Origin of the sequence: Cognatundibacterium curvum (assembly GCF_014284235.1) — a bacterium.
GTDB classification, from domain to species: domain Bacteria; phylum Pseudomonadota; class Gammaproteobacteria; order Burkholderiales; family Burkholderiaceae_D; genus Undibacterium; species Undibacterium curvum.
In genome coordinates, this window is the sequence record NZ_JACOGD010000010.1 from 114,847 (window position 1) to 137,606 (window position 22,760).

The window sequence follows — 22,760 nt, forward strand, 5'->3', positions numbered from 1 at the left end:
CAGCCTGGACTGCCGCTATCCGGAGACTCAATGAAACTTTCCCGCATCGTCTGGGCCGTATTGCTATTGTTGGCATTGGTGGCAGCTTATCTGACCCTGGCACCGGTGCCAGTCAATCCGGTGGCCTGGCAAGCCACACCCTTCGTTGGTTATGCGCCACCACATGCCAGAAATGAGCAGCTCGCGCATTTGCAGCAGCTCGATATCGGCTCTGAGAGTGGCCCGGAACATCTGTTGGTGGGTCCGGATGGCAGATTGTATGCAGCAGTGGCGTCCGGTGCCATCCTGCGCATGCAGGAAGACGGTGCGCAGCGTGAGGTATGGGTGAATACCGGCGGACGGGTACTGGGTTTTGCATTTGATGCACAGGGCAATATGATCGCGGCCGATGCCTACCGTGGCTTGCTCAGGATTACACCGGACAAGCAAATCACTGTGCTGTGCGATCAGGTGGATGGCACGCCGGTCTTGTATGCGAATTCCGTCGTTGTGGCAAAAAATGGCAAAATCTATTTTTCTGATGCGAGTCAGCGTTTTGGTGCCAGGCAGTCGGGTGGAACTTTCCATACCAGCGTACTCGATATCCTCGAACACTCTGCTACGGGTCGCGTGATTGAATATGATGCGCAGTTAAACACTGCGCGTGTCGTAGCCGACCAGCTCAGTTTTGCCAATGGGGTGGCACTGAGTCAGGATGAGCGTTCTTTGTTTGTGGTTGAAACCGGTGAATACGCAGTCTGGCAAATTGCGCTGACTGCGCAGCAACTGCATTTGAAGTCCAATACGGACAAGCGCCTGGCGCATCGCATCCTGCGCGATTTGCCCGGCTATCCCGACAATCTGATGCGCGGTGAGCATGGCCGTATCTGGCTGGGTCTGGCTAAGCCGCGTGGCGCTGCGATCGACCAGATGGCGGACAGGCCCTGGTTACGCAGTCTGACTTTGCGCCTGCCACGCTTTTTGTGGCCGGTACCGCCTGCTTATGGACATGTGCTGGCCTTCGATGAGCAGGGCAAGATTGTGGCAGATTTACAAGACCCGCGTGGAAGCTACCCCGAAACGACGGGCGTACTCGAAACCCGCGACCGTCTGTATGTGCAAAGCCTGCATGCAACCTCGATAGGCTGGATGAGCAAACCGCAAAACCTGCGCTGATTCCAATGCCTGCATTTTTGCAGTTCATGACTGCAAATTGACGCACTGTCGCATGCTGCTGGCAGTACCGCCAGCCTGTCCTTATCATGACTCCTATACCACTTACCACACGGAGTCATGATGAATAAAGCGACCTACATGCATGCACTGCAGCTGGCATTGACTGGCCTGCCCGGCCCTGTGATCGAAGAATGCCTGTGGACTTATGAACGGAAATTCCTCGATGCGATGTTGGCCGGTGAAAGTGAAGAAAGCATAGCAGCGCGTCTGCCTAAGCCGGAACTGGTAGCGGCACAAAAGAAAACCAGTGTGCGTTATCAGGCTTTGCAAGTGCGCTTCAGCTTCGCTAATCTGGCACGCCTGTTTATCGCGCTGACTGGCCTGGCCTTCCTGAACCTGCTGCTGATTGCGCCAGTGATGGCTGCTGTCAGTGTGCTGTTCGCCGGATTCGTGGTCTCAGTATGCCTGTACTTCGGCGGCATCCTGCTTGCAGCAGCCGGTGTGGCTGGCATCTCCCAGTTTCATATAGAGATACCGCAGAACCAGACTGTGACTGTGCGTCAGAGCTTGGACGCACGCATCGCCAATGAACCCTTACAAGTAGACGTCAATAGCGATGGCGTGTATACCCGGACATCGTCAGCGGCAGAGAAAAATCCTGCTTTGCCGGTTGCGGTGGCTTCGGATGCAGCGACCGCCAGTCAGACTGAAGCGCATAGTACTGCGCAGACCATCAAGGCGGAACCGCTCGATATCCAAGTTAGTTTTAGTCAGCCTATGGGAATGCGGCAGGCTGTCAAAGGCATGGGCATGATCATTGGCTCCATCCTGCTGATGATGCTGACTTTATGGCTGACCCGTTGCAGCTGGCGTGGCGCCCTGCGCTATCTGCGCTGGTCTGCACAGCAATTGCGTCAACCCCCAATGCACGCTGCCTGAAGCATGTTGAGAAAGGACATATCATGAAAAAATTTATCCGTACCGGTGCCACCATGCTGGCTGTCTCGCTGGTGCTGACCTCTGCCACTGCCTGGTTTATGCAGGCGCATGCTGCTGGCAATCAGACTGCAGCGGTCGCCAGCGAAGTCCGTCCTATGGAACAGCAGGTCTTAAATGTCGTGATGAACGGCCCGGTCGACCTGGTGTTAAGGCAGGCGGCGCAAGCTGAATTGCTGGTGCGTGGTGATGCCAGACTGGTACCGCGTGTCACCACGAAAGTCGAAGGGAATACCTTGTACGTGAGTACCCGTGGCTTGTTCATTGCAATTGGTCAGTCTGATCAGACCAGGGTGGAACTCGCTTTACCAGCGATAGAAAAAGTCCAGCTCAGTGGCAGCGGCAATGGCAATATCCGTGGCTTCAAAGCGAAGCAGATTGAGCTGATCCTGAAAGGCTCTGGTGATCTGAATATCGATGGTGATTTTCAGCGGGTACAGGCTTTACTGGCTGGTAGCGGTAATCTGAATCTGGGTCTGCCCAACGGTGACACCATCGATCTGAGTATGCAAGGCTCGGGCGATGCGATATTGAAAGGTCAAAGCCGTGTGCTGATCCTGAAATCCATGGGTTCCGGTGATTTGAACTCCACCGGCCTCAAAGCCGCGCAGGCGCAACTGCAACAGCAGGGTTCCGGCGATGTGAAAGCCTGGGTAAGTGAAGACATCAAAATTAAATCGACAGGCAGCGGTGACGCCATCATCAGCGGTAATCCGGGCAAACGCAGCATAGAGCGCACGGGTAGCGGTGACATCATCTGGAAATAAGACTGCTTACGTGCGATGCAATTCGCGCCCACATCTACCCTGCACCGGATGTGAACCTGGGTCACATCCGTTTTTTTCTGAGATTCTCCTGCTCCCGGCGCCATCTGCGTCGCGCGCCTCTGCCTCCCCTCCGGCTGAACGCCGCCCAAATCAGTGCACCTAGCTGGCGCATAATTTGCTTAATGGAAATGTGATGCATCCAAGCTTGTGTTTAAACGCTGAAAACTACAAATAAACACAGTTTCTTCACTTCACGGGAATTAATCTAAATTGTTGTTATTTATCTGCAGTTGGCGGCATTTTTTTCTGGGTGGCGAAATTAAAAAGTAAAAAATAGCTTCAATTTTGTTTTTTAGATTGAAAATATTTATTCTTTCAGAATTAAATTCAGTTTCCTTTGGAGTGGTAAGCAAACTCTATTTACAGCGGGAAGTTTTCTGCAATAATCCGAACGGACGTAAGCGGATGTAAGAGGATGTAAGCAAATCACAGTAGTTTTGTTTAGTGCAATCGATGAAGTGCAGACCCTGCGGCGTGAGAATGGCGCAGGCGTGTTTTCAACCTGACCAACCCAGAATCATGACTGCTATGCAAAGTAAGTGCCTGACCGTGTTGTTTGTTGCGTTTAGTTTCATCGCCAGCGCGACTGCCCAAGAAAATCCCATGCAATTCTTAAGCCGTGCCAATGCCAAAGTTGCGCGTGCAGCATCCTTAAAAAATAAATGGGATGGTCCGGTCGAAGGTCCGAAATTACAGAAAAAAAAGAAGATTATTTTTATCGCAGCCGACATGAGTGATGCCGGTACTTCAGGTTTGTTTAACGGAGTTCGCGAAGCCGGCATGGCCGCCAGTTGGGAAACCCTGCCTATCGATTGCCGTGGCAGATGTAATCAGGGGGCTGCGATTATCAAGCAAGCCATCGAAATGAAAGCGGATGGCATCATCCTGGCTGGCGTTGATGTCGGCACCCAGGCCAAGGGCATGGTAGCCGCCGCCAGCGCCAAAATTCCTGTGGTTGGCTGGCACGCATCGGTCAAACAAGGACCGGTTGATGGCCTGTTCACTAATCTCGCAACCAACCCCAAAGAAGTCGCGCAACTGGCCGCCTTGCTGACTGTGGTTGAGTCGAATAATAAAGCGGGTATTGTGGTATTCACCGATTCCACTAATCCGTTTTTACAAGCCAAATCGGCGGCAATCATAGAAACCATCAAGCAATGTGAAGGCTGCAAATTACTCAGTGTGGAAGACGTGCCGCTGGCAGAAACCCATCTGAAAATGAAGCCAGCCGTGGAGAGCGCAGTCAAACGCCACGGTGCCAAGTGGACCCATGTGATCGCCGTGAATGACTATTATTTTGATATGCTGGAATCGGCACCGATCGCGGCTTTACTCAGCAATAATAAATTGTCGGGCGTGGCGGCCGGTGACGGTTCAGCCACTGCGTATAAACGCATACGCAGCAATGGCATGCAGACCGGTACCGTGCCTGAACCGCTGACTCAGCATGCGTGGCAACTGGTGGATGAGCTGAACCGTGCTTTCAACGCGCAACCAGCCAGCAACTATGTCACCGCATTGCATCTGGTCACGGCGCAAAATATCGCGTATGACGGCGGTGCTAAAAACAGCTTTGAACCCGCCAATGATTTCCGTCATCATTATCAGGAAATCTGGAATAAGTGATGTCAGTGAGTCTGAGGGCTCAAACAAAAAAAGGCAGCCAGGCTGCCTTTTTTTTCGTACGCGTATCAGCGCTTTCAGTTTTGAGTCTTCAGTCTTCAGTCTATCGACCACAAATGATGCGCATCGAGTTCGAAACGCGCCTGGGCCATTAAGGCATCAAGCTGTGCGGTTTCGGCATTCAGTCTGGCTTCCATCGCATTACGTCGTATCTGCAGACTGTCGGTCAGAGAGACTTCCCCAAGCTGATAGGCTTTCAGCATGGTTTGTGCCTGTGCCTGACTTTGCTGGCTCACGTTATGCAGGGTTTGCCAGATGCGATAGGATTGCTCGCGTTCTGCCACCACACGCTGTGCATCACGAAATACCTTGCTGCGCACCTGATCCAGTTTGGCCTGAGCGATACCGGCTTTGCTGACGGCGGCCTGCGCATCAGCCTGACGTGCCGTGCCTGACAGCGGTATCGAAATACTGAAACCGATCAGACTATCCTGACCATTGCGCTCACGTGCAGCACGTATGCCAAGCACCGGGTCTGGCATGGTGTCGGCGCGCACGCGGCTGGCCTGCATTCTGGCCATTTCGGCTTCCAGTTCCAGCAATTCCACCTCATGATTATCTTCGGTGATTTCTTCGATTGCCTTGCTGTTGGCGACAGCTGGTAAAGGTTGTGGCAGCACGGTCAGCGTCGGTGCTGGCAATTCGGGATAACGGGTTTGTAAATTACGCAGCAACTGTTCTTCGCGCAGCTGCGCCTGCTGCAATAAAGCGGACTGGCGTTGCAATTCGGTTTCAGCCAGTTGCTGTTCCAGCCGCGCCGCTTCGCCAGCTTTGACCCGCTTGGTTGCGATGCTCACCACTTCCTGCAGTACGACCAATTGCTCTTCTACCTGCTGGCGGTAGCGTATCGCACGCAAGGTATCAAACCAGTCAGTCAGCAAGCCACGTGCCGCTTCATGCCAGATATCGGCATGCGCGATACGTGCGATCTCCTTACCTTTTTCACCGAGCGCCTGATCCTGACCGGCTTTGCCAAACCAGCGTACTGCACGTTCTACGCTGATTTCCTGATCGCGTGTGACTTCGGCAGCGGCATCTTTACGCTTAGTTTGCGCCAGCCGTAATTGCCATTCATGCGAGCCACTATTGAGTTTCTGTTGTTGCGCGGCGGCCAGTTCCTGCTGCAGCTTGCCGGTACGTAGTTCGGGTAGCTGATGTAAGGCTAGTCTGACCTGTGCCTCAGCGGGCAGGATGGCGGCGAATGGCGGTGCCAGCGGATGGCCGGAATTCGCGTAACTCAGCGGACTCAGCAGCGCCAGACCGATAAGACTAAGGCGGGCATACATGGTGTTCATTGCAGACTCCCTGATTCGATGACAGGCGTGATCCAGTAATGGATATCGGCGCCCGGAAAATGTTGATTGAGTAATTGCAGCAAGGCGCGTAGCTGGGCCAGTGCGCCGCAGATGACAAATAACTGACGCTGGCTGCGGCCTTGCACTTGCTCCATCGCGCTCAACAGGCGGGTATGTTGTCCCATGCCTTGCGCTGGCAACAGCGTGAAGCCGGACGCGAGTTCGGGATGCGCCAGCAGCAGGTCGGCGATGTCTTCATCCAGCGCACGCGGAATAGCCAGCTGCAGTACGGCGTTTTGTTCTAAGTTATGGATCATGATCAGACTTTCTCAGCAGTGCCGCCCGGCTGGCTGGCCAGCCCGAAGCGCGCAAATAAAACCGGTAATAAAATCAGGGTCAGGGCAGTCGCGCTGACCAGACCACCGATCACCACGATGGCCAGCGGACGCTGGATTTCCGAGCCGGGGCCGGTTGCCAGTAACAGCGGTACCAGACCGAAGGCTGTGATACTGGCGGTCATCATGACGGGACGGAAGCGCCGTAGCGCGCCGCTGCTGACCACTTCTGCCATCGCCACGCCACGCGCCAGCAATTGATTGAAGTAGCTGATCATGACCAGGCCATTCAACACTGCAATCCCCATCAGCGCGATAAATCCGACTGAGGCCGGTACCGACAGGTATTCACCGCTGATTGCCAGTGCCACCACGCCGCCGCATAAGGCAAACGGAATATTTGCCAGTACCAGCAAGGCTTGACGCAGGCTTTGCAAACTGGAAAACAGCAACAGGAAGATCAGTGCCAATGCCACTGGCACCACCAGCATCAGACGTTGCGCAGCACGCTGCTGATTTTCAAACTGACCGCCCCAGCCTATCTGATAACCGGCTGGTAATTTGACTTTAGCCGCCACCTGTTGCCGCGCTTCTTCCACAAAGGACACCAGATCACGGCCATGCACATTGGCACGCACCACGGTCAGGCGCGATGCATTTTCACGCTCGACTTTGACCGGGCCCTCCACCGTGCGCAATTGCGCGACTTGCGACAAGGGCACCGACACACCTTCGCGTGGCGTTAAGCGCAACTGGCTGAACAACTCCGGTGACAAGCGGGTTTGCTCGCTGCCACGCACCAATAAAGGCAGACGCTGGCCGTCCTGTACCACGACTCCGGCCACATTGCCTTCCACCATCGTGCGTACATCGTTTTGTATCTGTTCCACGCTCATGCCCAGACGACCGGCTGCTTCGCGCTGGATATCGAGCTGCAGATATTGCACACCCTCGTTCTGCACCTTCAGCACATCCTGGCTACCCTGAATGCCATTCAGTACCTGTACGATTTGCTCTGCCAGCTGATTCAGCACCTCGGCATTCGGGCCATACACCTTGACGGCCAGATCACCGCGTACCCCGGACAGCATTTCCGAAGTCCGCATTTCTATTGGCTGGGTAAAGCTGAAATTGACACCGGCAAATTCAGCAGTCACTGCGCGCAGTTGTGCCAGTAATTCGTCTTTGTTTGCGGCTTTCCATTGCTCACGCGGTTTCAGCACCAGGAAGCTGTCGGTCTCATTCAGTCCCATAGGATCTAGCCCCAGCTCATCCGAGCCTGCACGCGCCACGATGCTGGCTACATCCGGCACTTTTTCCAGTATGCGTTGTTGTACCGCCTGATCGATGCGGGCCGATTCCTGCAAATTCACAGATGGCAGTTTTTCTATCTGCAAAATGATGTCGCCTTCATCCAGCACCGGCATAAAGGATTTACCGATGAAAGGGAATAGCGCGGCACAGGCCACTAAGACCACGCCAGCTATGCCGGCCAGCAGTTTGCCGTTTTGCAGCGCGCGGCCCAGCAGCGCCTGATAACGCTGCTCCATCCACTGCACCAGACGCGGGTTATCGCTATGGCTGGCTGGCAGCAGCCAGGAGCACAATACCGGGATCACAGTGAAGGACAGAATCAGCGAGCTGGCCAGCGCAAAAATGATGGTCAGTGCGACTGGTGCGAACAGTTTGCCTTCCAGCCCCTGCAGCGACAACAGCGGCAGGAATACGATCATGATGACCGAGATACCGGCGCTGACCGGTAAGGCGACTTCTTTCACGGCACGGTAGATCACATGGAGGCGTGGCAGCAAGGCACTTTGCTTGTGACCGCTGTGGGCTTCTATGTTTTCCACCACCACCACCGCCGCGTCGACCAGCATGCCGATGGCGATCGCTAATCCGCCCAGCGACATCAGATTCGCACTCAGGCCAAAGTATTGCATCAGGATGAAAGTACCGAGAGCTGACAGCGGCAGGATACAGGCCACTACCAGCGCCGAGCGCAGATTACCGAGGAACAGATACAGCAGGATCACGACCAGAATGCTGGCTTCTGCCAAGGCCTTGCTGACGGTTTGCACCGCACGTTCGACCAGATTGCTACGGTCATAAAAAGTATTGATGGTGGTACCGGCTGGCAGACTGGCTTGCAGGTTGTTCAGACGTTCACGTACCTGCTGCACCAGCTGACGTGCATTCGCACCGCGCATGGCCAGTACCAGCGCTTCCACCGCTTCACCTTTGCCATCCTTGGTCACACTGCCATAGCGGCTGAGTGCGCCTATCTTGACCTGGGCCACATCGCGGATGCGGGTCGCAACGCCATTCTGTTCCGCAATCGCAATCGCACCGACATCCTCCAGCGTACGGATATTGCCATCGCTTCTGACCAGCAGCGATTCTTCGCCTGACGATAAGCGACCGGCACCGTCATTGCGGTTATTGCTCTCCAGCGCAGCACGCAATTGCGCCAGCGTCAGGCCGCGTGCGCTGAGCGCATCCGGATTGGGCACCACTTCAAAACTTTTGACCAGGCCACCGAGGGAATTGACATCGGCCACACCGGGGATATTGCGCAGCTGCGGACGTATGGTCCATTCCAGCAGGCTGCGTTTTTCCATCAGCGAGAGCGGGCCTTCTATGGTGAACATAAACACTTCACCGAGTGGCGTCGTGATTGGTGCCAGACCACCGCTGATGGTAGGCGGCAGGTCTTTCATGACATTGCTCAGGCGTTCGCTGACTTGCTGGCGCGCCCAGAACACATCCGTGCCTTCCTGAAAATCCAGTGTGATATCGGCAATCGCATATTTGGATTGCGAGCGCAGGATGGCCTGACGCGGTATGCCCAGCAATTCCTGCTCAACCGGTGCCACAATCCGCGCCTCAACTTCTTCCGGCGTCATGCCGGGCGCTTTCAAAATAATTTTGACCTGGGTGCTGGATACATCGGGGAAGGCATCGATAGGCAGGCTTTGAAATGCGCGGTAGCCGGCAGCGGCCAGCAAGACGGTCAGTACCAGCATCAGCAAACGCTGCGCCAGTGAAAATGCAATCAGTTTAGCCAGCATTATTTTTCTCCGCCTTCTTCTGCGCCCAGTCCCAGCCAGGCACCTTTGAGTATGCCTATGCCACGGTTCGCCACCTGATTACCGGCACGCAGCGCAGGATGACTGGCTTGCAGCCAGGCCAGCTCGCCCTGTTTGCTGAGTACTTGCACCGGTATCACCTGAAAGCCTTTGTCATTGCGGATAAACACATGGCTGCGCTGCTGGTTTTGCACGATTGCGCTTAAAGGCACAGCGACGGAGGCAGCAGGTATCTGGCTGTTCTGTATGCGTGCTTCCACATACTGATTCAGTTGCAGACAATCTTCGGGCTTGCTTTGTGCTGCGCGGATCAGGCTGGTCTGATTCTGGCTTTGGAGCTGATTGGCGATCGCGATCACTTTCAAAGGTGCACACTGGTTGATGCTTACGCTGTCACCGATGCGTACCTGAGCCGCTTGCTGTGCTGAGGCCTGTAACTCTACCCAGTAAGGGCCGGATTTACTGATGGCCGCAATCGGGGTTCCGGCTTCAATACGCTGACCCGGTTTGACGCTGAGTTCGCTTAAGGTACCACTGGCATTGGCGCTGATGCTGAGTACCGGCGATAACTGCTGTTTGTTCAGTAACTGGCTGATGCGTGTGTCGCTGAGACCGGCGCTGCGCAAGCTTTGGTAACGCTCACGCGCGGCCACCTCGGCCTGAATCGCGGCGCCGCTGCTTTCCTGCCAGCGGCTGCGCGCGATGATGCCTTCCTGTAGCAGCTTCTCATCGCGTTCGCGCTTTTCAGCCGCGAGCCGCGCGGCGGTCGCCAGTTGCAGATATTCACGCTGCATTTCCATTAATTGCGGACTATGCAGGACCACGATAGCCTGTCCCTGACGCACCGCTTGCAGCGCATTGTGCTGAACTTCCTGCACCATGCCACTGACCATACTGCTGACGATCACCTGACCATTGGGCGGGCTGATCACGGTGCCGGATAAATGCAGGCCCTGCTGTGTGCTGGCCGTGGTTTTAGCTGAGTTTTCACTGCTGATCAGGGCTGTAGTCGCGATATTGGCACGCTGTATCTGTGCGCTGTTCAGCGTGATCTGGGCCGGTTCGCTGGCAAGGCTGGCCAGTGGCATGCCGAGCAAGGGCAGCAGACAGGTCAGGGTTAGCTTAGTCATAGTTGATGCTCGCTGTAAGTGGGTGATTGTATGGGTTGAGAGGGTGAAACCAGTCATGCAGCACACACCATAGGCGCATGCTGAACTATGAGCGACATGATGCAGGGCAGAACTTAAGGAGTTCTTAACAAAGCAGCGTTACAATCCAAAATCAGACCGAAAAAACTCAGGGAAAACAGTATGCGTATCTTGTTAGTCGAGGATGATCCGCAGTTAGGACGTGCGACCCAGCTCGGGCTGGATCAGCTCGGCTATACGGTGGACTGGCTGCAGCATGGCGACAGCGTGGTCACTACGGTGCTGCAGCACGATTACGAAGCAATCCTGCTGGATCTGAATTTGCCGGGCATGGATGGCATGCAGATCCTGCGCCAGTTACGTCAGCGCGATTACCATCATCCGGTACTGGTGATCACGGCACGCGACCAGATTCCTGACCGCATTGCAGGCCTGGATGCGGGTGCCGATGACTTTGTGACCAAGCCCTTCGATCTGGATGAATTATCGGCCCGCTTACGCGCCGCCAGCCGCCGCGTGCATGGACGTACCCAGGAGCTGATCCGCTATGCCGGCGTGCTGATCGACGTGTCGGCGCGCAGCGTGCAGCTGGATGGTCAGCCAGTGGCGCTGACCGCGAAGGAATTCAGCGTACTGCTAATGCTGATCGAGCATCAGGGCCAGATCGTGAGCCGTGAACAGCTGGAAAGCACGGTTTACGGCTGGGGTGAAGAGGTGGAGAGCAATGCGATTCAGGTTCACATCCATCACTTGCGCAAAAAACTCGGCAAATCCCTGATACGCACCGTGCATGCGGTCGGCTATATGATGGATAAACTGCCCGGAACCCAGTCATGAGCGCGACCGCTGAAGCGCCGCGACAATGGTCTTTACGCCGCACCCTGCTCGGCATCCTGCTGAGTCTGACCGTAGGCATCTGGAGTGTCAGCGCGGTGTTGGTGTACCTGGATGCGGACCGTGAGAGTCGCGAATTATTCGATCAGTCGCTGGCAGAAACCGCGCACATCCTGTTGTCACTGGCAGAGCATGAATTTGGCGAGGGTAGCTGGCATCCGGCGCACCGGCTCGGTGAGTCTACCGCCGTTGATCATCAGGAATACCTGCTCTTCCAGATCTGGAGTGCCGATGGCCGTTTACTGTATAAAAATTCCGGAGCGCCGGACACCCCGTTCCGGCAACAGGCAGCCGATGGATTTAGCTGGCTGAATCTGCAAGCCAGTCAATGGCGTCATTACTCAGTCTGGAATCAGCGCCATACGGTGCAGATACAGGTGGTGGAACCGATCAGCCACCGCAAGGAAATCAGCAGCCGCTTTGCCTATCGGCTGGCGGCGCTGGCGCTGCTGATCATCCCCTTGCTGGTGCTGGCGATCTGGTGGGCGGTGAACCGGGTATTCCGCAGCCTGCAACATTATGCGAGCCAGGTGTCGCAACGTCATCCCGGTGATTTGCAGCCGCTTAGTGCGGCTGATGCGCCAATGGAGATTAATCCTTTATTGCATGCACTGAACCGCTTGTTTGAACGGGTTGCCCAAACCCTGCAGCGGGAACAGCGCTTTACCGCCGATGCCGCGCATGAGTTGCGCACCCCGCTGGCCGGACTAAAAACCAATCTGCAAGTCTTGCAGCGTGCGCGTAATCCGGAAGAAAGTGCGGAAGCCATTGCCGGACTGCGCGCCGGTGTGGAAAGGGCCAGCCGGCTGGTTGCGCAATTGATGAGTCTGGCGCGCAGCGAGCCGGAGAGCCATCTGAATGCCCAGCATCCGGCCTGTGATCTGGCGGCCAATCTGCAGTCTGTATGCAGGCACTGGCAAGCCGAAGCAGAAGCTGCCGGACTGGTCTGGCAACAGGACTTACAACAAGCCTGGGCGCGGGTCGATGCGGCTGAATTGCATATTTTGGTCAGGAATTTGCTGGAGAATGCTTTACGCTACACGCCAGTGCCTGGGCAATTGCAGCTGTCCTGCGGCAGTCACGCAGGCCGGGCCTGGTTAGAAGTCGAGGACAGTGGCCCCGGCATTCCCGAGCAATACCATGAGCAGGTGTTACAGCGCTTCTTCCGGCTGGCTGGGGCCGATCAGCCGGGTAGCGGACTTGGGCTGTCCATCGTTAAAAATATCGCTGATGCGCATGCGGCCAGTCTGCAATTATCAGCAGGCAGCCACGGACAGGGTTTGCGGGTCAGACTGGAATTTCCAGCCTGGGGCTGAATTCCTGGCAGACTACATGGGCTGAACCGGCTGAAGCAGCGTATCATTACGCCCCTGATTGCCACGGTCTATTACCTGACTGTGGCGGTAACCTCTCTTCAGCTATATTTTCCCGATAACACCATGACTCAGCCATCCTCAGTATCTGTTCCTGCATCCCGCCGTGCCGTGGTGGTCGGTGGTGGCCCGGCTGGACTCATGGCGGCTGAAACCCTGTCGCAGCAAGGGATACAAGTCGACCTGTATGACGCCATGCCTTCGGTAGGCCGCAAGTTTCTGCTGGCCGGCAAGGGTGGCATGAACCTGACCCATTCCGAGCCCATGGACCGTTTTATGACGCGTTATGGCAAGGCGGCCGACAACTTACAAGCGGCACTGGCGGCCTTTGATAATCAGGCCTTGCGCGACTGGGCACAGGGATTGGGCATTGCTACTTTTATCGGCAGTTCTGGTCGTGTGTTTCCGACCGATATGAAGGCGGCGCCTTTGCTGCGTGCCTGGCTGCACCGTTTGCGGGAACAGGGTGTGCGCTTTCACATGCGCCATCGCTGGCTGGGCTGGGATGCACAGGGGCACTGTCGCTTTGCACATGCTGATGCGGAAATTCAGGTCAAAGCCGATGTGTTGATCCTGGCACTGGGTGGCGGCAGCTGGGCGCGGCTGGGTTCGGATGGCAGCTGGATGCCACTGCTGGCGCAGCAAGGCGTGGCGCTGAGCCCTTTACTGCCGTCTAACTGTGGCTTTGAGCGTCCGTGGACACCGTTTTTTCAAGAAAAGTTTGCCGGTCAGCCGCTGCTGACGGTCGCTGCGCGCGTGCAGCGCAGTGAGTCTGAGGGTGAGCAGCACACTGAGCAGCCCATGCGTCAGGGCCAGTTCGTGATCACCGCCAGCGGCGTGGAAGGCAGCCTGATTTATGCCTTATCGGCCGCCTTGCGTGATCAGATTTTGACGCAGGGCAGTGCAGTGCTAGAGCTGGATCTGCTGCCCGACAAATCGGCTGAACGCGTTTTGCACGAGCTGCAGTCTGGCCGTGGTGCGCGCTCGCTGAGCAGCTTTTTACAAACCCGGCTGGGTCTGGATAAATTAAAAATCGCCTTGTTGTATGAATTGCTGAGTAAAGCGCAACTGGCTGATACCACGGCGCTGGCACTGGCGATCAAGCAATTGCCACTGCCCTTGCTTGGCACCCGGCCACTGGATGAGGCGATCAGCAGCGCCGGTGGCGTGCGTTTCAGTGCAATCGATCAGCGTGGCATGCTGACAGCGCGCGCCGCTGTGTTTTGTGCCGGTGAGATGCTGGACTGGGAGGCACCGACCGGCGGATATTTGCTCACTGCTTGCTTTGCGACTGGAAAACAGGCGGCGTTAGCAGCATTGGACTGCTTAAACGCTGCAAACTGAGCGCAAGATGAGTGCAAAATGAGCACAAATGCGTAAGATTCACAGAATTTGTGTGAATATCCGCATCAATTCTTACGCTAGCGCAAGATCTTGTTACAATTCTGGGTTTGCATCGCCTATAACTTAGTTTTTCGTCGTTTTCTGAGCTTGTTTTATGAGTGATTCCCGTAATTCTGCGCGTCTTCCTGTGGCATGGCGAGCTGCCATCCAGGTAGCTCCGGGTCGCATTGTGCCAGCTAAAGTGGTTAACTTTTCTGCTACTGGCATACAGTTGCAATCTGGTGTCATGCTCAAGGAAAAGCAGGAATATCAGATGATGATGGAAGTACCCAGCCACAAAGATGCCTCCGCCCGCACTCAGGTGGTGTGCAAGGCCACCTGTGTTTACACCATACTCAGCGGCAGCGAATATCGTGCTGGTCTGAGAATCGCCAGTTATCCGCCTGAGCATAAAGAGTTACTGCAAAGCTGGGGCGGCTGAACCCTGCGGCAGGATGGCAGTATGATGGCAGCCATCCCACAGGTTTTTGTCTGCTTTTTCTGAAAGTGAACTATGCATCAGGAACAGGTTTTACCCGAATCCGCCGCTGCGGTGGCACGCTTACTGCAGGCGGCCGGACATGATCGTCAGATCGTTCTCTTGCCTGAGACTGGCAAAACCTCAGCCGAAGCCGCTGCCGGTTTAGGCTGCAGCGTGGCAGAAATTGCGAAATCCATCGTATTCCGACGTCAGTCCGATGATGCTGCCGTGATGGTGATTGCCAGTGGCAGCAACCGCGTCGATGAGCGTAAAGTCGCCGCCATCACCGGCCCGCTGGGTAAAGCCGATGCGCGCTTTGTACGTGAAAAAACCGGCTATGCGATAGGTGGAGTGTGTCCTATCGGGCACGTGGAAAAAGTGATACTGCTGATCGACCGTGATTTAATGCAATACCAGACTGTCTGGGCTGCGGCTGGCCATCCGCATGCGGTGTTTGCGATGACACCGCAGCAGTTGCAGGTGATGACCGGTGCGCCGCTGGCGGACATTGCACTTAACCCTGAATAAGCACTATGAGCATACTTTACGATTTCGACCCGGCGCTGGCCGACCCTGCACAAGCCGTACCTTCCCCTTGCGTCGGTGTCTGTCGCATGGATGAAAAAAACGCCTGGTGTGCCGGCTGCTTCCGTACTATCCCCGAGCTGACAGGCTGGAGCAATGCCAGCAATGAACGCAAAATCCAGATCTGGCATCAGGTCAAAGAACGCATGTTCTGAGGCCATTGACCATGTCCACCACGCTGCGCTTACCTCCGGGAATACAGGTGCTGGAACGTGGCTGGCTGTCGTCCAATAATGTCGTGTTACAGGATGCCGATTCTTGCGCCCTGGTTGATTCCGGCTATCTGACGCATGCGCCGCAAACGCTGGCGCTGCTCAGTCATGCCCTGCAGGGCCGCCAACTCGATGTGCTGCTCAATACCCATCTGCATTCCGACCATTGCGGTGGCAATGCCTTATTGCAGCAAGAGTATGCCTGTCAGACCTGGGTGCCAGCGCAGGAAATGGATGCTGTACAACAGTGGGATGAACAGCGCCTGAGTTTTCAGGCAACCGGCCAGCAATGCGCGCGCTTTGAGTGTGATGGTGGCTTGCAGCATGGGCAGCGCTGGCAACTCGCCGGGCTGACATGGAACGTGATACAGGCACCTGGCCATGATCCTCATTCCATCATGCTGTACTGCGCTGGTGAGGGCATATTGATTTCTGCCGACGCTTTATGGGAAAACGGTTTCGGTGTGATTTTTCCCGAACTCGAAGGTGGTTCCGGTTTTGCTGAACAGGCCCAGGTGTTAGCGCTGATTGCAGATCTTAATCCGCGCATCGTGATACCGGGTCACGGTCAGCCTTTTACCGATGTCAGCGCCGCTTTGCAACGTGCGCGTGGCCGACTCGATTATCTGTCGGCACAGCCGCAGCGCAATGCACGTAATGCACTCAAGGTGCTGATTGCTTTCATGTTGCTCGATCAACGAAAGATCACACTGGCGCAGCTGAATCTGCAGCTGTTCAGTAGTCGCCTGATGCAGGCGGCAGCCCGCCAGTTACTGCCTGCTGACCAGTCGCTCGATGCCGCCTGGGTGGCAGATTTGCTCATCCAGCTCGCTGCCGAACTGGTCAGTGCCGGTGTCGCAAAACTGGAGGCAGGCTGCCTGATCAGTTGCTGAAAAAATCGGATTTTTTGATCGGTACAGAAAATTCATTTCCTATCGAAAATTCTTTTACGGAAACAAAATTTCCGTAAAAGAATTTTTTGTCGTTTAGATACATCAGCGCTCAATAATTTTTAACACTTTCATTTCCAGAAAACCAAATAGTGCTAATGTACGTCAAGTGCAAAAACGCACATAAAGCGATGCAACATAGCATGCAATTTGGGGAGACAAATATGCGCAAATTTCTACTTAGCATCACGATAGTGGCATTCGTGCTGCAGCTCTCAGCCTGTCAAAGTATTCGCAGTGGCGGTGCGCCTGATCCATCTTTTAATATCGATCAGGATTTGGAGCAACTGTCCAAAGAATTTGCCAGCGCCACCAGCATCAGCGAGTACTACAAGCTCGATGCCGACAAACGGCAAGATGCGCGTAATCGCTTTGTGTCCGGGCGCCTGGTGCAAATGGATCTGCAATACCTGAAATTTATCCGCACCCTGACTGCCGACAAACAGCAGCTGGATGCCGCCACCGATGTAGTCAACATGAGCCTGAATCTGGCTGGTACGCTGGTTGGTGGCTTGCAGGCGAAATCCAATCTGGCGGTCGCTGCAGCCGGTATCAGCGGCGCCAAAACCACCATAGACAAGGATTTTTACTACGAAAAAAGCATACAGGCGCTGGTCGCGACCATGAATGCCAAGCGCAAGGAAGTGCTCTACAAAATTCTGCTTGGATTATCGGCTTCGTCACAGCAGTATCCCTTCGAACGCGCAGTCACCGACCTGAATGAATACTATCTGGCCGGTACCCTGAATGGCGCACTGCAATTTATCAACACCCAGGCTGCGGAGAGCAGTGCGCAAAGCGATAAAGCACTGGCCGTGCTATATAAAGTGCCGGTTCCCAGTCAGCCGCAAATCATCAGCATAGGCAGTCTGACCGATGCACTGGGTGCGCCAGCGATGACGCTGGATAAAGCCAAAGCCATCCTGACTGCCTTGGGTGTCAAGCCCGATGCTTTACCCGCCACGCTGGATGGCAGCGATGGCAAAACCGGTGCCTTGCAGTTGCTGAAAACGCAGATTCGCGCAGCGAAGAATCTGGCTGATGATACCGATCGTGAAGTCGCCATACGTGCGCTGAACGCAGCCTTTAAAGCCCAGGGTTTTTAAACTCAGCCTGTTTGATTGATTTTTTGCTTGTTACGCATAGCGAACTGAGAAGGAAAAATAATGTCCACTTACATCGTCGAAGTCGATCCGCAATTGACGCTGGACGACATCAGCCTTGCCATCGCCGGCGAAGAAGCGACCGGTGCTGAGTTTCAGCGTATCGCACTGTCGTTTCACGAAAACCGTATCACCAATCTGGCAACCTTCAATGATCTGCCGCCCGGTAAGCGCCCGACGCCACAAATTGTTTTCCTGGCCGACAAGGCCGCTGTACCACCCGGGAAAAAACTGCTATGGGCTGGCGTCATGCTGGTCAGCGGGACGAATACCGCGGTCAAGGCTTACCGCTGAACTAACTCGCGCTGTGGCCTGCGCAAACGCCGGGCCACAGGCGCTGGCTGAGATCGTTTACTTCAGCGTATAGTCTGCATCTGTAAACGGTTTCAGCGGTGCCAGATCGGCAAACTGGGTGGCGCGTCCCTGTTGTTTTGCGATGAAGGCTTCGAGCAAATTACTGCTTTGCCAGATACCGGATTGCAGCCAGCTCATTTGCTGTAAAGCGTCATGCGTGCTGTGGTCGCGCGCGTAGTGGATGGCCTGCTTGCTGCCCCAGATTGCCACTGGTGGTTTAGCTGCGATTTCTGCCGCCATTTGCTGTGCTGCTGCCAGCATCGCTTCCTGCGTATCAAACACTTCGTTCACCAGTCCGACTGCCATGGCGCGCGCAGCCGGTAAGCGGCGGCCGGTATAGGCCATCTCATGCACGATACCTTCGGGAATCAGCTTAGGCAGACGCTGTAAAGTACCGAGGTCAGCCGTCATACCGATATTGATTTCCTGAATACAGAAAAACGCATCCTGGCTGGCTAGCCGGATATCGGTGGCACAGACCAGGTCGACACCGCCACCGATACAACCGCCCTGTATCGCTGCAATGACGGGCATGCGTAAGGCTTCCAGCTGGTTAAAGCATTGATGCATCTCTTGCAGTACCAGACCGATATTGGCGCGCCCGGTCGCTTGCTGATCATCCAGGCTGAAGCTGCCGCTGGTGAACACATCCAACGCCATGCCTGCCGTGAAATGCTTACCAGTCGAAGACAGGATCAGCACCCGTGCTACGGCTTCCTGCTGTAACTGGCGCAGTATCGCGCTCAGCTCACGAAAAAACACTGGCTGCATGGTGTTCATGCTATCGGGACGATTAAAGCGCAGATGCGCAATTTTGTCGCTGATATGGAAGTCAAAGCATAGGTAAGTCATCGCATCTCCTGGTTATTGTAGGGAAAATCAGCATCATGGCCTGTATTTTTGAGACCATCAATCCAGCCTCAAGCTTACTCCAGCTCAATTCCGTTGTTTTGCACAATATCATCTAATTGCTTGCTTACCTGCATACTCACTGCATCGCAAAGCATGTCAGGACACGTCAGAATCTGCGGAGTTAAGCGGAATTCGGCAAACTTTGTGCACAGACTCAAGTTTGTCACCGTACTTGCCGTAACCGAACTATTCCCTATCAGAAATCCTCCGATTATGCGCCGCTATCCCGCCCTCCTGTTGACCCTGCTGCTGGCGAGCTTTGCTCACGCAAATGACGGCCCAGCCTCGTCGCCCTCGAAACCGATCAAACAGGCATCGGCTAAGGAAGACAGTGCGTCTGAAAAAAAAGAATCTAAAAAATCCTCCAAAGACAAAGAAAAAGACAGCAAAGAGACGGCTGCCAAAGAAGCGCTGCAGGCCGACGAACTGGCTGCCAAGATCGCGGAACGCTTAGCCGTTTTACGTAAAGAAAAAGAACGCGAGGAGGCGCCCAAAGCCCGTCCTGTGGTGCGCAGCTATGTGCCCCCCGTGGTAAAAAAAGCAGAACCCAAAAAAGAAGCTGAGCACGGTACGGCAGCAATTGTCGCTGCCATGGGTGGTCATGGCGCGCTGCATTGGGGATATCAGGGCGAGGGCAGTCCGCTCAATTGGGGCAAAATGAATCCGGCCAATGCTAAATGCGATAACGGCGACCGCCAGTCGCCGATAGATATCCGCGACGGCATCAAGGTTGATCTCGATCCCATCAATTTTGATTACAAATTGTCCGGTTTTAATGTGATCGATAACGGCCATACGATACAGGTCAATATCGCCGCCGGTAATTTCATCACCGTGATGGGCCGCAGTTATGAACTGATGCAATTTCACTTTCACAAACCGTCGGAAGAGCGCATCAATGGCAAGAGTTTTGAGATGGTGGTGCATCTGGTGCACAAAGACGCCGATGGCAAGCTGGCGGTGGTGGCAGTGCTGATAGAACGCGGCAAAGCGCATGCGCTGGTGCAGCTGGTCTGGAATAATCTGCCACTCGAAAAAAATGAAGCGGTCTCTGCACTGAGTGCGATGGACCTCAGCAATATCCTGCCACTCAAACGCGGCTACTACACTTATATGGGATCACTCACTACCCCACCTTGCAGCGAAGGCGTGTTATGGATGGTGATGAAAGAGCCCATAGAATTATCGGCCGAGCAGATCGGTATTTTCCATCGCCTGTACCCGATGAATGCCAGACCGGTACAGAAAGGTTTTGGGCGCATGATTAAAGAATCGAGTTAAGCGGCAAACGCATCTCCTGGGCAGTCTGTCTATCCAATTCACCCGGCGTGTCAGCCGGGTATTTTTTTGATGTGTGGCAGCGCTACACACAGCATTCGCAGCATCCATACCATCCGCATCATCAACGTGATTCAGCGCAGATCCGCACTGGGATGCATCGCGCTCGCTATCAGCGCATTAAGCGCCTAGGTCAGCGTCTCGGCACCTGTGCTCAGACCCGTGGCGTGGTGGGAACATTATTTAATCTGATCCATATTAATTTTCAGTTGTAGGTAGATGAGAGCACATCACCTCTTAACGGGTATTCCTTAGAGCGATAGTACTTTCGGTATCAAGGAAAGAGATGTCTCATATCGACAATGAAAAATATGCAAGTGCTTTATATTATTCCACGTAATAAAAATCCAGTTAACTCAGATGTGGAATATTGGGTGATATTTATGCGAGAAGGTATCTGGCTTTCAAGTCAGATGATGTAGAAGAATTGGATTTAATTTTCCCAATGCCTGAACAGTAGATGTTGGTGAGCCTTGGCCGCTCACGAAAAACGTTCGCAATTTGAGATAGGTATATTTGAGTAATCACATGAAAATTCTTTGCCAACTATTGATCATCACATTCATGCAATGCTTCCCTGGACATGTGCTTGCCGACAATGGTGGCTGGGATCTGAGCTTTTTAAAAGAGCATCCTTATCGCAAGGGCAAGCAGAGAGTCGATCTTAGTGAGTTAAACAATAAAGAAGAAGTTGCGATAGTTCGCGATGCAATCAACCCCATCATGCAGTTTTTTTATAGCCTGACTCAAAAAGAATTTCGCAAAGAAACTTTAGAATTGTGCACCACAGAAAATGGAAGGCGAGTACTGCGCTACCCACCTATGCAAAATGATGTAAACAGATATGGTTTTAGCAAAATTTGGAAATGGTCTGTGATAGATGCAAATACGATTCAACTCAGCGCTGAATTGAATACTCTGTTGCGAGATAAGCGCTCAATTGATGAGAACTTTATTTTTATCAAGGTGGATGGACAGTGGAAGTTTGATCGTCATGAGTAACAAACCAAACCAATCACTTGGTGTGAATTCCCGATTATAAAAATAAGATCGCAAATACTAATAAGACAGATAACACACGCTGAGTTTTTGAGATTTTTTTAGAAAATTCCTTGGATAATTTTGAGAATGCTCATCTTAAAATGAGCATTTTTTATAAAGAATGGAAACTCCAGTTCCGGATATGAGTTAGCTCGCACAGATTTTCCATAACCGATTTTTTATGTGGCAGGCAATACCTATTATTAGCGATCATTAAAAAAACAACAAATAAGTATATTTAAAAAACTCTGTTTCCTTATTAATTTTTACATGCTAAATTAAAAACACTGAGTCAAATTGATAAGGTGAATAGCGATGTCGCAGTCCGTTCCCCCCAGCAGTCCCCTGTTCCGCAATGAAGTCACTGCCGCACAAAGTCAGCAATGGATGGGCGCGATTCGTCTGGCACAACCGGTGTCTTCCTGGCTGATTGCCCTGGTAGCAGCTTTCCTCAGCATAGCCTTAATCGCCTACATCACCCTCGGCAGTATCACTAAAAAAGCCCGTGTCACTGGTCTGACTTTGCCGGTCTCTGGCAGCCTGAGTGTGATCGCACCCGGCACGGGTGTTCTGCGTCAATTGCTGGTCAAAGAAGGCCAAATAGTGCAAGCCGGACAAGCCCTGTTTGAACTCAATACCGAACGCATGGGCGATCAGGGAGAAATCACTGCCTTAATCGCACAGCAGTTAGCGGCGCGCCAGCATAGTCTGGAAACCGAACAAAGACAGCGCAGCGCCCAGACCCGTGACAAAAAATCCGCATTGCAATCCCGCCTCAGCAATCTGCAAACAGAACAACAGCAATTGAATCAGGAAATCAGCCTGGCACAACGCAGACAGGAACTTGCACAACAGAGTCTGCATAAATTTGAACAATTAGAAAAAAGCGGTTATGTCTCCACCGCCCAGACCCAGCAAAAGCAGGAAGAATCACTCGACCTGTCGAGTCGCTTGTCCACGCTGCAGCGCAATCAACTCCAGCTGGCAGCGAATCAACTCGCCTTACGTGCAGAGCTCACCGACCTCGATAACCAGCTCGCCAATGATCAGTCCCAGCTGGCACGTAGTCTGGCCAGCTTAAAACAGGAAAGCGCAGAAAACAGTAACCGTAAATCCACCCTGATCACCGCCCCGCAAGATGGCATCGTCAGCGTGCTCAGCTATGCCGCCGGACAAACCGTCACCGTCGGTCAAAATGTACTGACCCTGTTACCGAAGCAAAGCGAACTCGAAGTTCAGCTCTACGCCCCCAGCCGCACTGCTGGCTTTGTGAGTGCCGGACAAACCGTGCTGATCCGCTACCAGGCCTTCCCCTACCAAAAATTCGGCCTGCAGTAAGGCACCGTCACTGACGTCAGCAGCACCCCGATTGCACCGAATGAACTGCCGACTCATCTGGCCAGCACCATACTCAGCAACGCCCAGCAAAGCCTGCAAGGCTTTAACAGCAATGAAGCCCTGTACCGCATCAAAGTCAGACTGGCGCAACAAAACGTAGCAGCCTACGGCCAGAACCAGCCCCTTAAACCCGGCATGACGCTGGAAG

The 22,760-nt window shown here is 54.0% G+C and carries 21 protein-coding genes; 16 read left to right on the plus strand and 5 right to left on the minus strand.

Annotated features, from left to right (window positions below):
• Nucleotides 1–30 precede the first annotated feature (30 nt).
• The 4 genes from H8K43_RS17215 (at nucleotide 31) to H8K43_RS17230 (ending at nucleotide 4,604) form a co-directional block, all read left to right on the plus strand.
• Entirely contained in the window at nucleotides 31–1,155 is a 1,125-nt protein-coding gene (locus H8K43_RS17215; protein ID WP_186904993.1) for an SMP-30/gluconolactonase/LRE family protein, read from the plus strand.
• 117 nt (nucleotides 1,156–1,272) lie between these two features.
• Nucleotides 1,273–2,094 carry a DUF1700 domain-containing protein gene (locus tag H8K43_RS17220; RefSeq protein ID WP_186904994.1) on the plus strand — a complete coding sequence of 274 codons (822 nt, stop codon included), beginning with the start codon at nucleotides 1,273–1,275 and terminating at the stop codon, nucleotides 2,092–2,094.
• Between the two features lie 23 nt (nucleotides 2,095–2,117).
• Nucleotides 2,118–2,918 carry a GIN domain-containing protein gene (locus tag H8K43_RS17225; RefSeq protein WP_186904995.1) on the plus strand — a complete coding sequence of 267 codons (801 nt, stop codon included), beginning with the start codon at nucleotides 2,118–2,120 and terminating at the stop codon, nucleotides 2,916–2,918.
• Between the two features lie 663 nt (nucleotides 2,919–3,581).
• Nucleotides 3,582–4,604 (plus strand): substrate-binding domain-containing protein, encoded by a 1,023-nt coding sequence (locus H8K43_RS17230; RefSeq protein WP_186904996.1) that lies wholly within the window; start codon nucleotides 3,582–3,584, stop codon nucleotides 4,602–4,604.
• Nucleotides 4,605–4,699: 95 nt separating this feature from the next.
• On the opposite strand, the gene H8K43_RS17235 is transcribed toward H8K43_RS17230, so the two are convergent.
• Genes H8K43_RS17235 through H8K43_RS17250 form a run of 4 tightly spaced genes read right to left on the minus strand, consistent with a single transcriptional unit; the run spans nucleotide 4,700 to nucleotide 10,510 of the window.
• Nucleotides 4,700–5,956 (minus strand): TolC family protein, encoded by a 1,257-nt coding sequence (locus H8K43_RS17235; RefSeq protein WP_186904997.1) that lies wholly within the window; start codon nucleotides 5,954–5,956, stop codon nucleotides 4,700–4,702.
• Complete coding sequence (locus H8K43_RS17240; RefSeq protein ID WP_186904998.1) at nucleotides 5,953–6,273, minus strand: DUF3240 family protein; 321 nt, start codon at nucleotides 6,271–6,273, stop codon at nucleotides 5,953–5,955. Before H8K43_RS17240 ends, H8K43_RS17235 begins: the two co-directional genes overlap by 4 nt.
• 2 nt (nucleotides 6,274–6,275) lie before the next feature.
• Nucleotides 6,276–9,362 (minus strand): efflux RND transporter permease subunit, encoded by a 3,087-nt coding sequence (locus tag H8K43_RS17245; RefSeq protein ID WP_186904999.1) that lies wholly within the window; start codon nucleotides 9,360–9,362, stop codon nucleotides 6,276–6,278.
• Nucleotides 9,362–10,510 carry an efflux RND transporter periplasmic adaptor subunit gene (locus H8K43_RS17250; protein WP_186905000.1) on the minus strand — a complete coding sequence of 383 codons (1,149 nt, stop codon included), beginning with the start codon at nucleotides 10,508–10,510 and terminating at the stop codon, nucleotides 9,362–9,364. Before H8K43_RS17250 ends, H8K43_RS17245 begins: the two co-directional genes overlap by 1 nt.
• 180 nt (nucleotides 10,511–10,690) lie before the next feature.
• Here H8K43_RS17250 and H8K43_RS17255 point away from each other — a divergent pair, with 180 nt between their 5' ends.
• From H8K43_RS17255 to H8K43_RS17295, 9 genes are all read left to right on the plus strand, one after another.
• The gene (locus H8K43_RS17255) at nucleotides 10,691–11,365 is read left to right on the plus strand and encodes a response regulator transcription factor (protein ID WP_186905001.1); all 675 of its coding nucleotides are present in this window, start codon (nucleotides 10,691–10,693) and stop codon (nucleotides 11,363–11,365) included.
• Entirely contained in the window at nucleotides 11,362–12,738 is a 1,377-nt protein-coding gene (locus H8K43_RS17260) for an ATP-binding protein (RefSeq protein WP_186905002.1), read from the plus strand. Before H8K43_RS17255 ends, H8K43_RS17260 begins: the two co-directional genes overlap by 4 nt.
• 123 nt (nucleotides 12,739–12,861) lie before the next feature.
• Nucleotides 12,862–14,139, plus strand: coding sequence for a TIGR03862 family flavoprotein (locus tag H8K43_RS17265; RefSeq protein ID WP_186905003.1), 1,278 nt, complete (start codon nucleotides 12,862–12,864; stop codon nucleotides 14,137–14,139).
• Nucleotides 14,140–14,293: 154 nt separating this feature from the next.
• Nucleotides 14,294–14,620: a PilZ domain-containing protein gene (locus tag H8K43_RS17270; RefSeq protein ID WP_186905004.1), complete on the plus strand. Its 327-nt coding sequence runs from the start codon at nucleotides 14,294–14,296 to the stop codon at nucleotides 14,618–14,620.
• A 72-nt stretch (nucleotides 14,621–14,692) separates the two neighbouring features.
• A complete protein-coding gene (locus tag H8K43_RS17275) occupies nucleotides 14,693–15,187 on the plus strand; it encodes a YbaK/EbsC family protein (protein ID WP_186905005.1) in 495 nt (164 codons plus the stop codon).
• 5 nt (nucleotides 15,188–15,192) lie between these two features.
• Entirely contained in the window at nucleotides 15,193–15,399 is a 207-nt protein-coding gene (locus H8K43_RS17280) for a DUF1289 domain-containing protein (protein WP_186905006.1), read from the plus strand.
• A gap of 11 nt (nucleotides 15,400–15,410) precedes the next feature.
• Nucleotides 15,411–16,349, plus strand: a complete 939-nt coding sequence (locus tag H8K43_RS17285) for an MBL fold metallo-hydrolase (RefSeq protein ID WP_186905007.1) — start codon at nucleotides 15,411–15,413, stop codon at nucleotides 16,347–16,349.
• Between the two features lie 221 nt (nucleotides 16,350–16,570).
• Entirely contained in the window at nucleotides 16,571–17,512 is a 942-nt protein-coding gene (locus tag H8K43_RS17290; RefSeq protein WP_186905008.1) for a hypothetical protein, read from the plus strand.
• A gap of 60 nt (nucleotides 17,513–17,572) precedes the next feature.
• Nucleotides 17,573–17,863, plus strand: a complete 291-nt coding sequence (locus H8K43_RS17295) for a hypothetical protein (RefSeq protein WP_186905009.1) — start codon at nucleotides 17,573–17,575, stop codon at nucleotides 17,861–17,863.
• Between the two features lie 57 nt (nucleotides 17,864–17,920).
• On the opposite strand, the gene H8K43_RS17300 is transcribed toward H8K43_RS17295, so the two are convergent.
• Nucleotides 17,921–18,775, minus strand: coding sequence for an enoyl-CoA hydratase-related protein (locus H8K43_RS17300; RefSeq protein ID WP_186905010.1), 855 nt, complete (start codon nucleotides 18,773–18,775; stop codon nucleotides 17,921–17,923).
• 273 nt (nucleotides 18,776–19,048) lie between these two features.
• Here H8K43_RS17300 and H8K43_RS17305 point away from each other — a divergent pair, with 273 nt between their 5' ends.
• The 3 genes from H8K43_RS17305 to H8K43_RS17315 all read left to right on the plus strand — a co-directional run bounded on the left by H8K43_RS17305 (nucleotide 19,049) and on the right by H8K43_RS17315 (nucleotide 22,552).
• The gene (locus H8K43_RS17305) at nucleotides 19,049–20,116 is read left to right on the plus strand and encodes a carbonic anhydrase (RefSeq protein WP_186905011.1); all 1,068 of its coding nucleotides are present in this window, start codon (nucleotides 19,049–19,051) and stop codon (nucleotides 20,114–20,116) included.
• Nucleotides 20,117–20,701: 585 nt separating this feature from the next.
• Entirely contained in the window at nucleotides 20,702–21,175 is a 474-nt protein-coding gene (locus tag H8K43_RS17310) for a hypothetical protein (RefSeq protein ID WP_186905012.1), read from the plus strand.
• A gap of 354 nt (nucleotides 21,176–21,529) precedes the next feature.
• Nucleotides 21,530–22,552 (plus strand): HlyD family secretion protein, encoded by a 1,023-nt coding sequence (locus H8K43_RS17315; RefSeq protein ID WP_186905013.1) that lies wholly within the window; start codon nucleotides 21,530–21,532, stop codon nucleotides 22,550–22,552.
• Nucleotides 22,553–22,760: the final 208 nt, after the last annotated feature.

Excerpts from the sequence above, each read along its gene's own strand:
- H8K43_RS17265 (WP_186905003.1), top strand. The coding sequence starts at position 12,862 with ATGACTCAGCCATCCTCAGTATCTGTTCCTGCATCCCGCCGTGCCGTG.
- H8K43_RS17245 (WP_186904999.1), bottom strand. The coding sequence starts at position 9,362 with ATGCTGGCTAAACTGATTGCATTTTCACTGGCGCAGCGTTTGCTGATG.
- H8K43_RS17310 (WP_186905012.1), top strand. The coding sequence starts at position 20,702 with ATGAAAATTCTTTGCCAACTATTGATCATCACATTCATGCAATGCTTC.
- H8K43_RS17270 (WP_186905004.1), top strand. The coding sequence starts at position 14,294 with ATGAGTGATTCCCGTAATTCTGCGCGTCTTCCTGTGGCATGGCGAGCT.
- H8K43_RS17300 (WP_186905010.1), bottom strand. The coding sequence starts at position 18,775 with ATGACTTACCTATGCTTTGACTTCCATATCAGCGACAAAATTGCGCAT.
- H8K43_RS17305 (WP_186905011.1), top strand. The coding sequence starts at position 19,049 with ATGCGCCGCTATCCCGCCCTCCTGTTGACCCTGCTGCTGGCGAGCTTT.
- H8K43_RS17255 (WP_186905001.1), top strand. The coding sequence starts at position 10,691 with ATGCGTATCTTGTTAGTCGAGGATGATCCGCAGTTAGGACGTGCGACC.
- H8K43_RS17285 (WP_186905007.1), top strand. The coding sequence starts at position 15,411 with ATGTCCACCACGCTGCGCTTACCTCCGGGAATACAGGTGCTGGAACGT.
- H8K43_RS17250 (WP_186905000.1), bottom strand. The coding sequence starts at position 10,510 with ATGACTAAGCTAACCCTGACCTGTCTGCTGCCCTTGCTCGGCATGCCA.
- H8K43_RS17215 (WP_186904993.1), top strand. The coding sequence starts at position 31 with ATGAAACTTTCCCGCATCGTCTGGGCCGTATTGCTATTGTTGGCATTG.
- H8K43_RS17290 (WP_186905008.1), top strand. The coding sequence starts at position 16,571 with ATGCGCAAATTTCTACTTAGCATCACGATAGTGGCATTCGTGCTGCAG.
- H8K43_RS17315 (WP_186905013.1), top strand. The coding sequence starts at position 21,530 with ATGTCGCAGTCCGTTCCCCCCAGCAGTCCCCTGTTCCGCAATGAAGTC.
- H8K43_RS17235 (WP_186904997.1), bottom strand. The coding sequence starts at position 5,956 with ATGAACACCATGTATGCCCGCCTTAGTCTTATCGGTCTGGCGCTGCTG.
- H8K43_RS17260 (WP_186905002.1), top strand. The coding sequence starts at position 11,362 with ATGAGCGCGACCGCTGAAGCGCCGCGACAATGGTCTTTACGCCGCACC.
- H8K43_RS17230 (WP_186904996.1), top strand. The coding sequence starts at position 3,582 with ATGCAATTCTTAAGCCGTGCCAATGCCAAAGTTGCGCGTGCAGCATCC.
- H8K43_RS17275 (WP_186905005.1), top strand. The coding sequence starts at position 14,693 with ATGCATCAGGAACAGGTTTTACCCGAATCCGCCGCTGCGGTGGCACGC.
- H8K43_RS17280 (WP_186905006.1), top strand. The coding sequence starts at position 15,193 with ATGAGCATACTTTACGATTTCGACCCGGCGCTGGCCGACCCTGCACAA.
- H8K43_RS17240 (WP_186904998.1), bottom strand. The coding sequence starts at position 6,273 with ATGATCCATAACTTAGAACAAAACGCCGTACTGCAGCTGGCTATTCCG.
- H8K43_RS17295 (WP_186905009.1), top strand. The coding sequence starts at position 17,573 with ATGTCCACTTACATCGTCGAAGTCGATCCGCAATTGACGCTGGACGAC.
- H8K43_RS17220 (WP_186904994.1), top strand. The coding sequence starts at position 1,273 with ATGATGAATAAAGCGACCTACATGCATGCACTGCAGCTGGCATTGACT.
- H8K43_RS17225 (WP_186904995.1), top strand. The coding sequence starts at position 2,118 with ATGAAAAAATTTATCCGTACCGGTGCCACCATGCTGGCTGTCTCGCTG.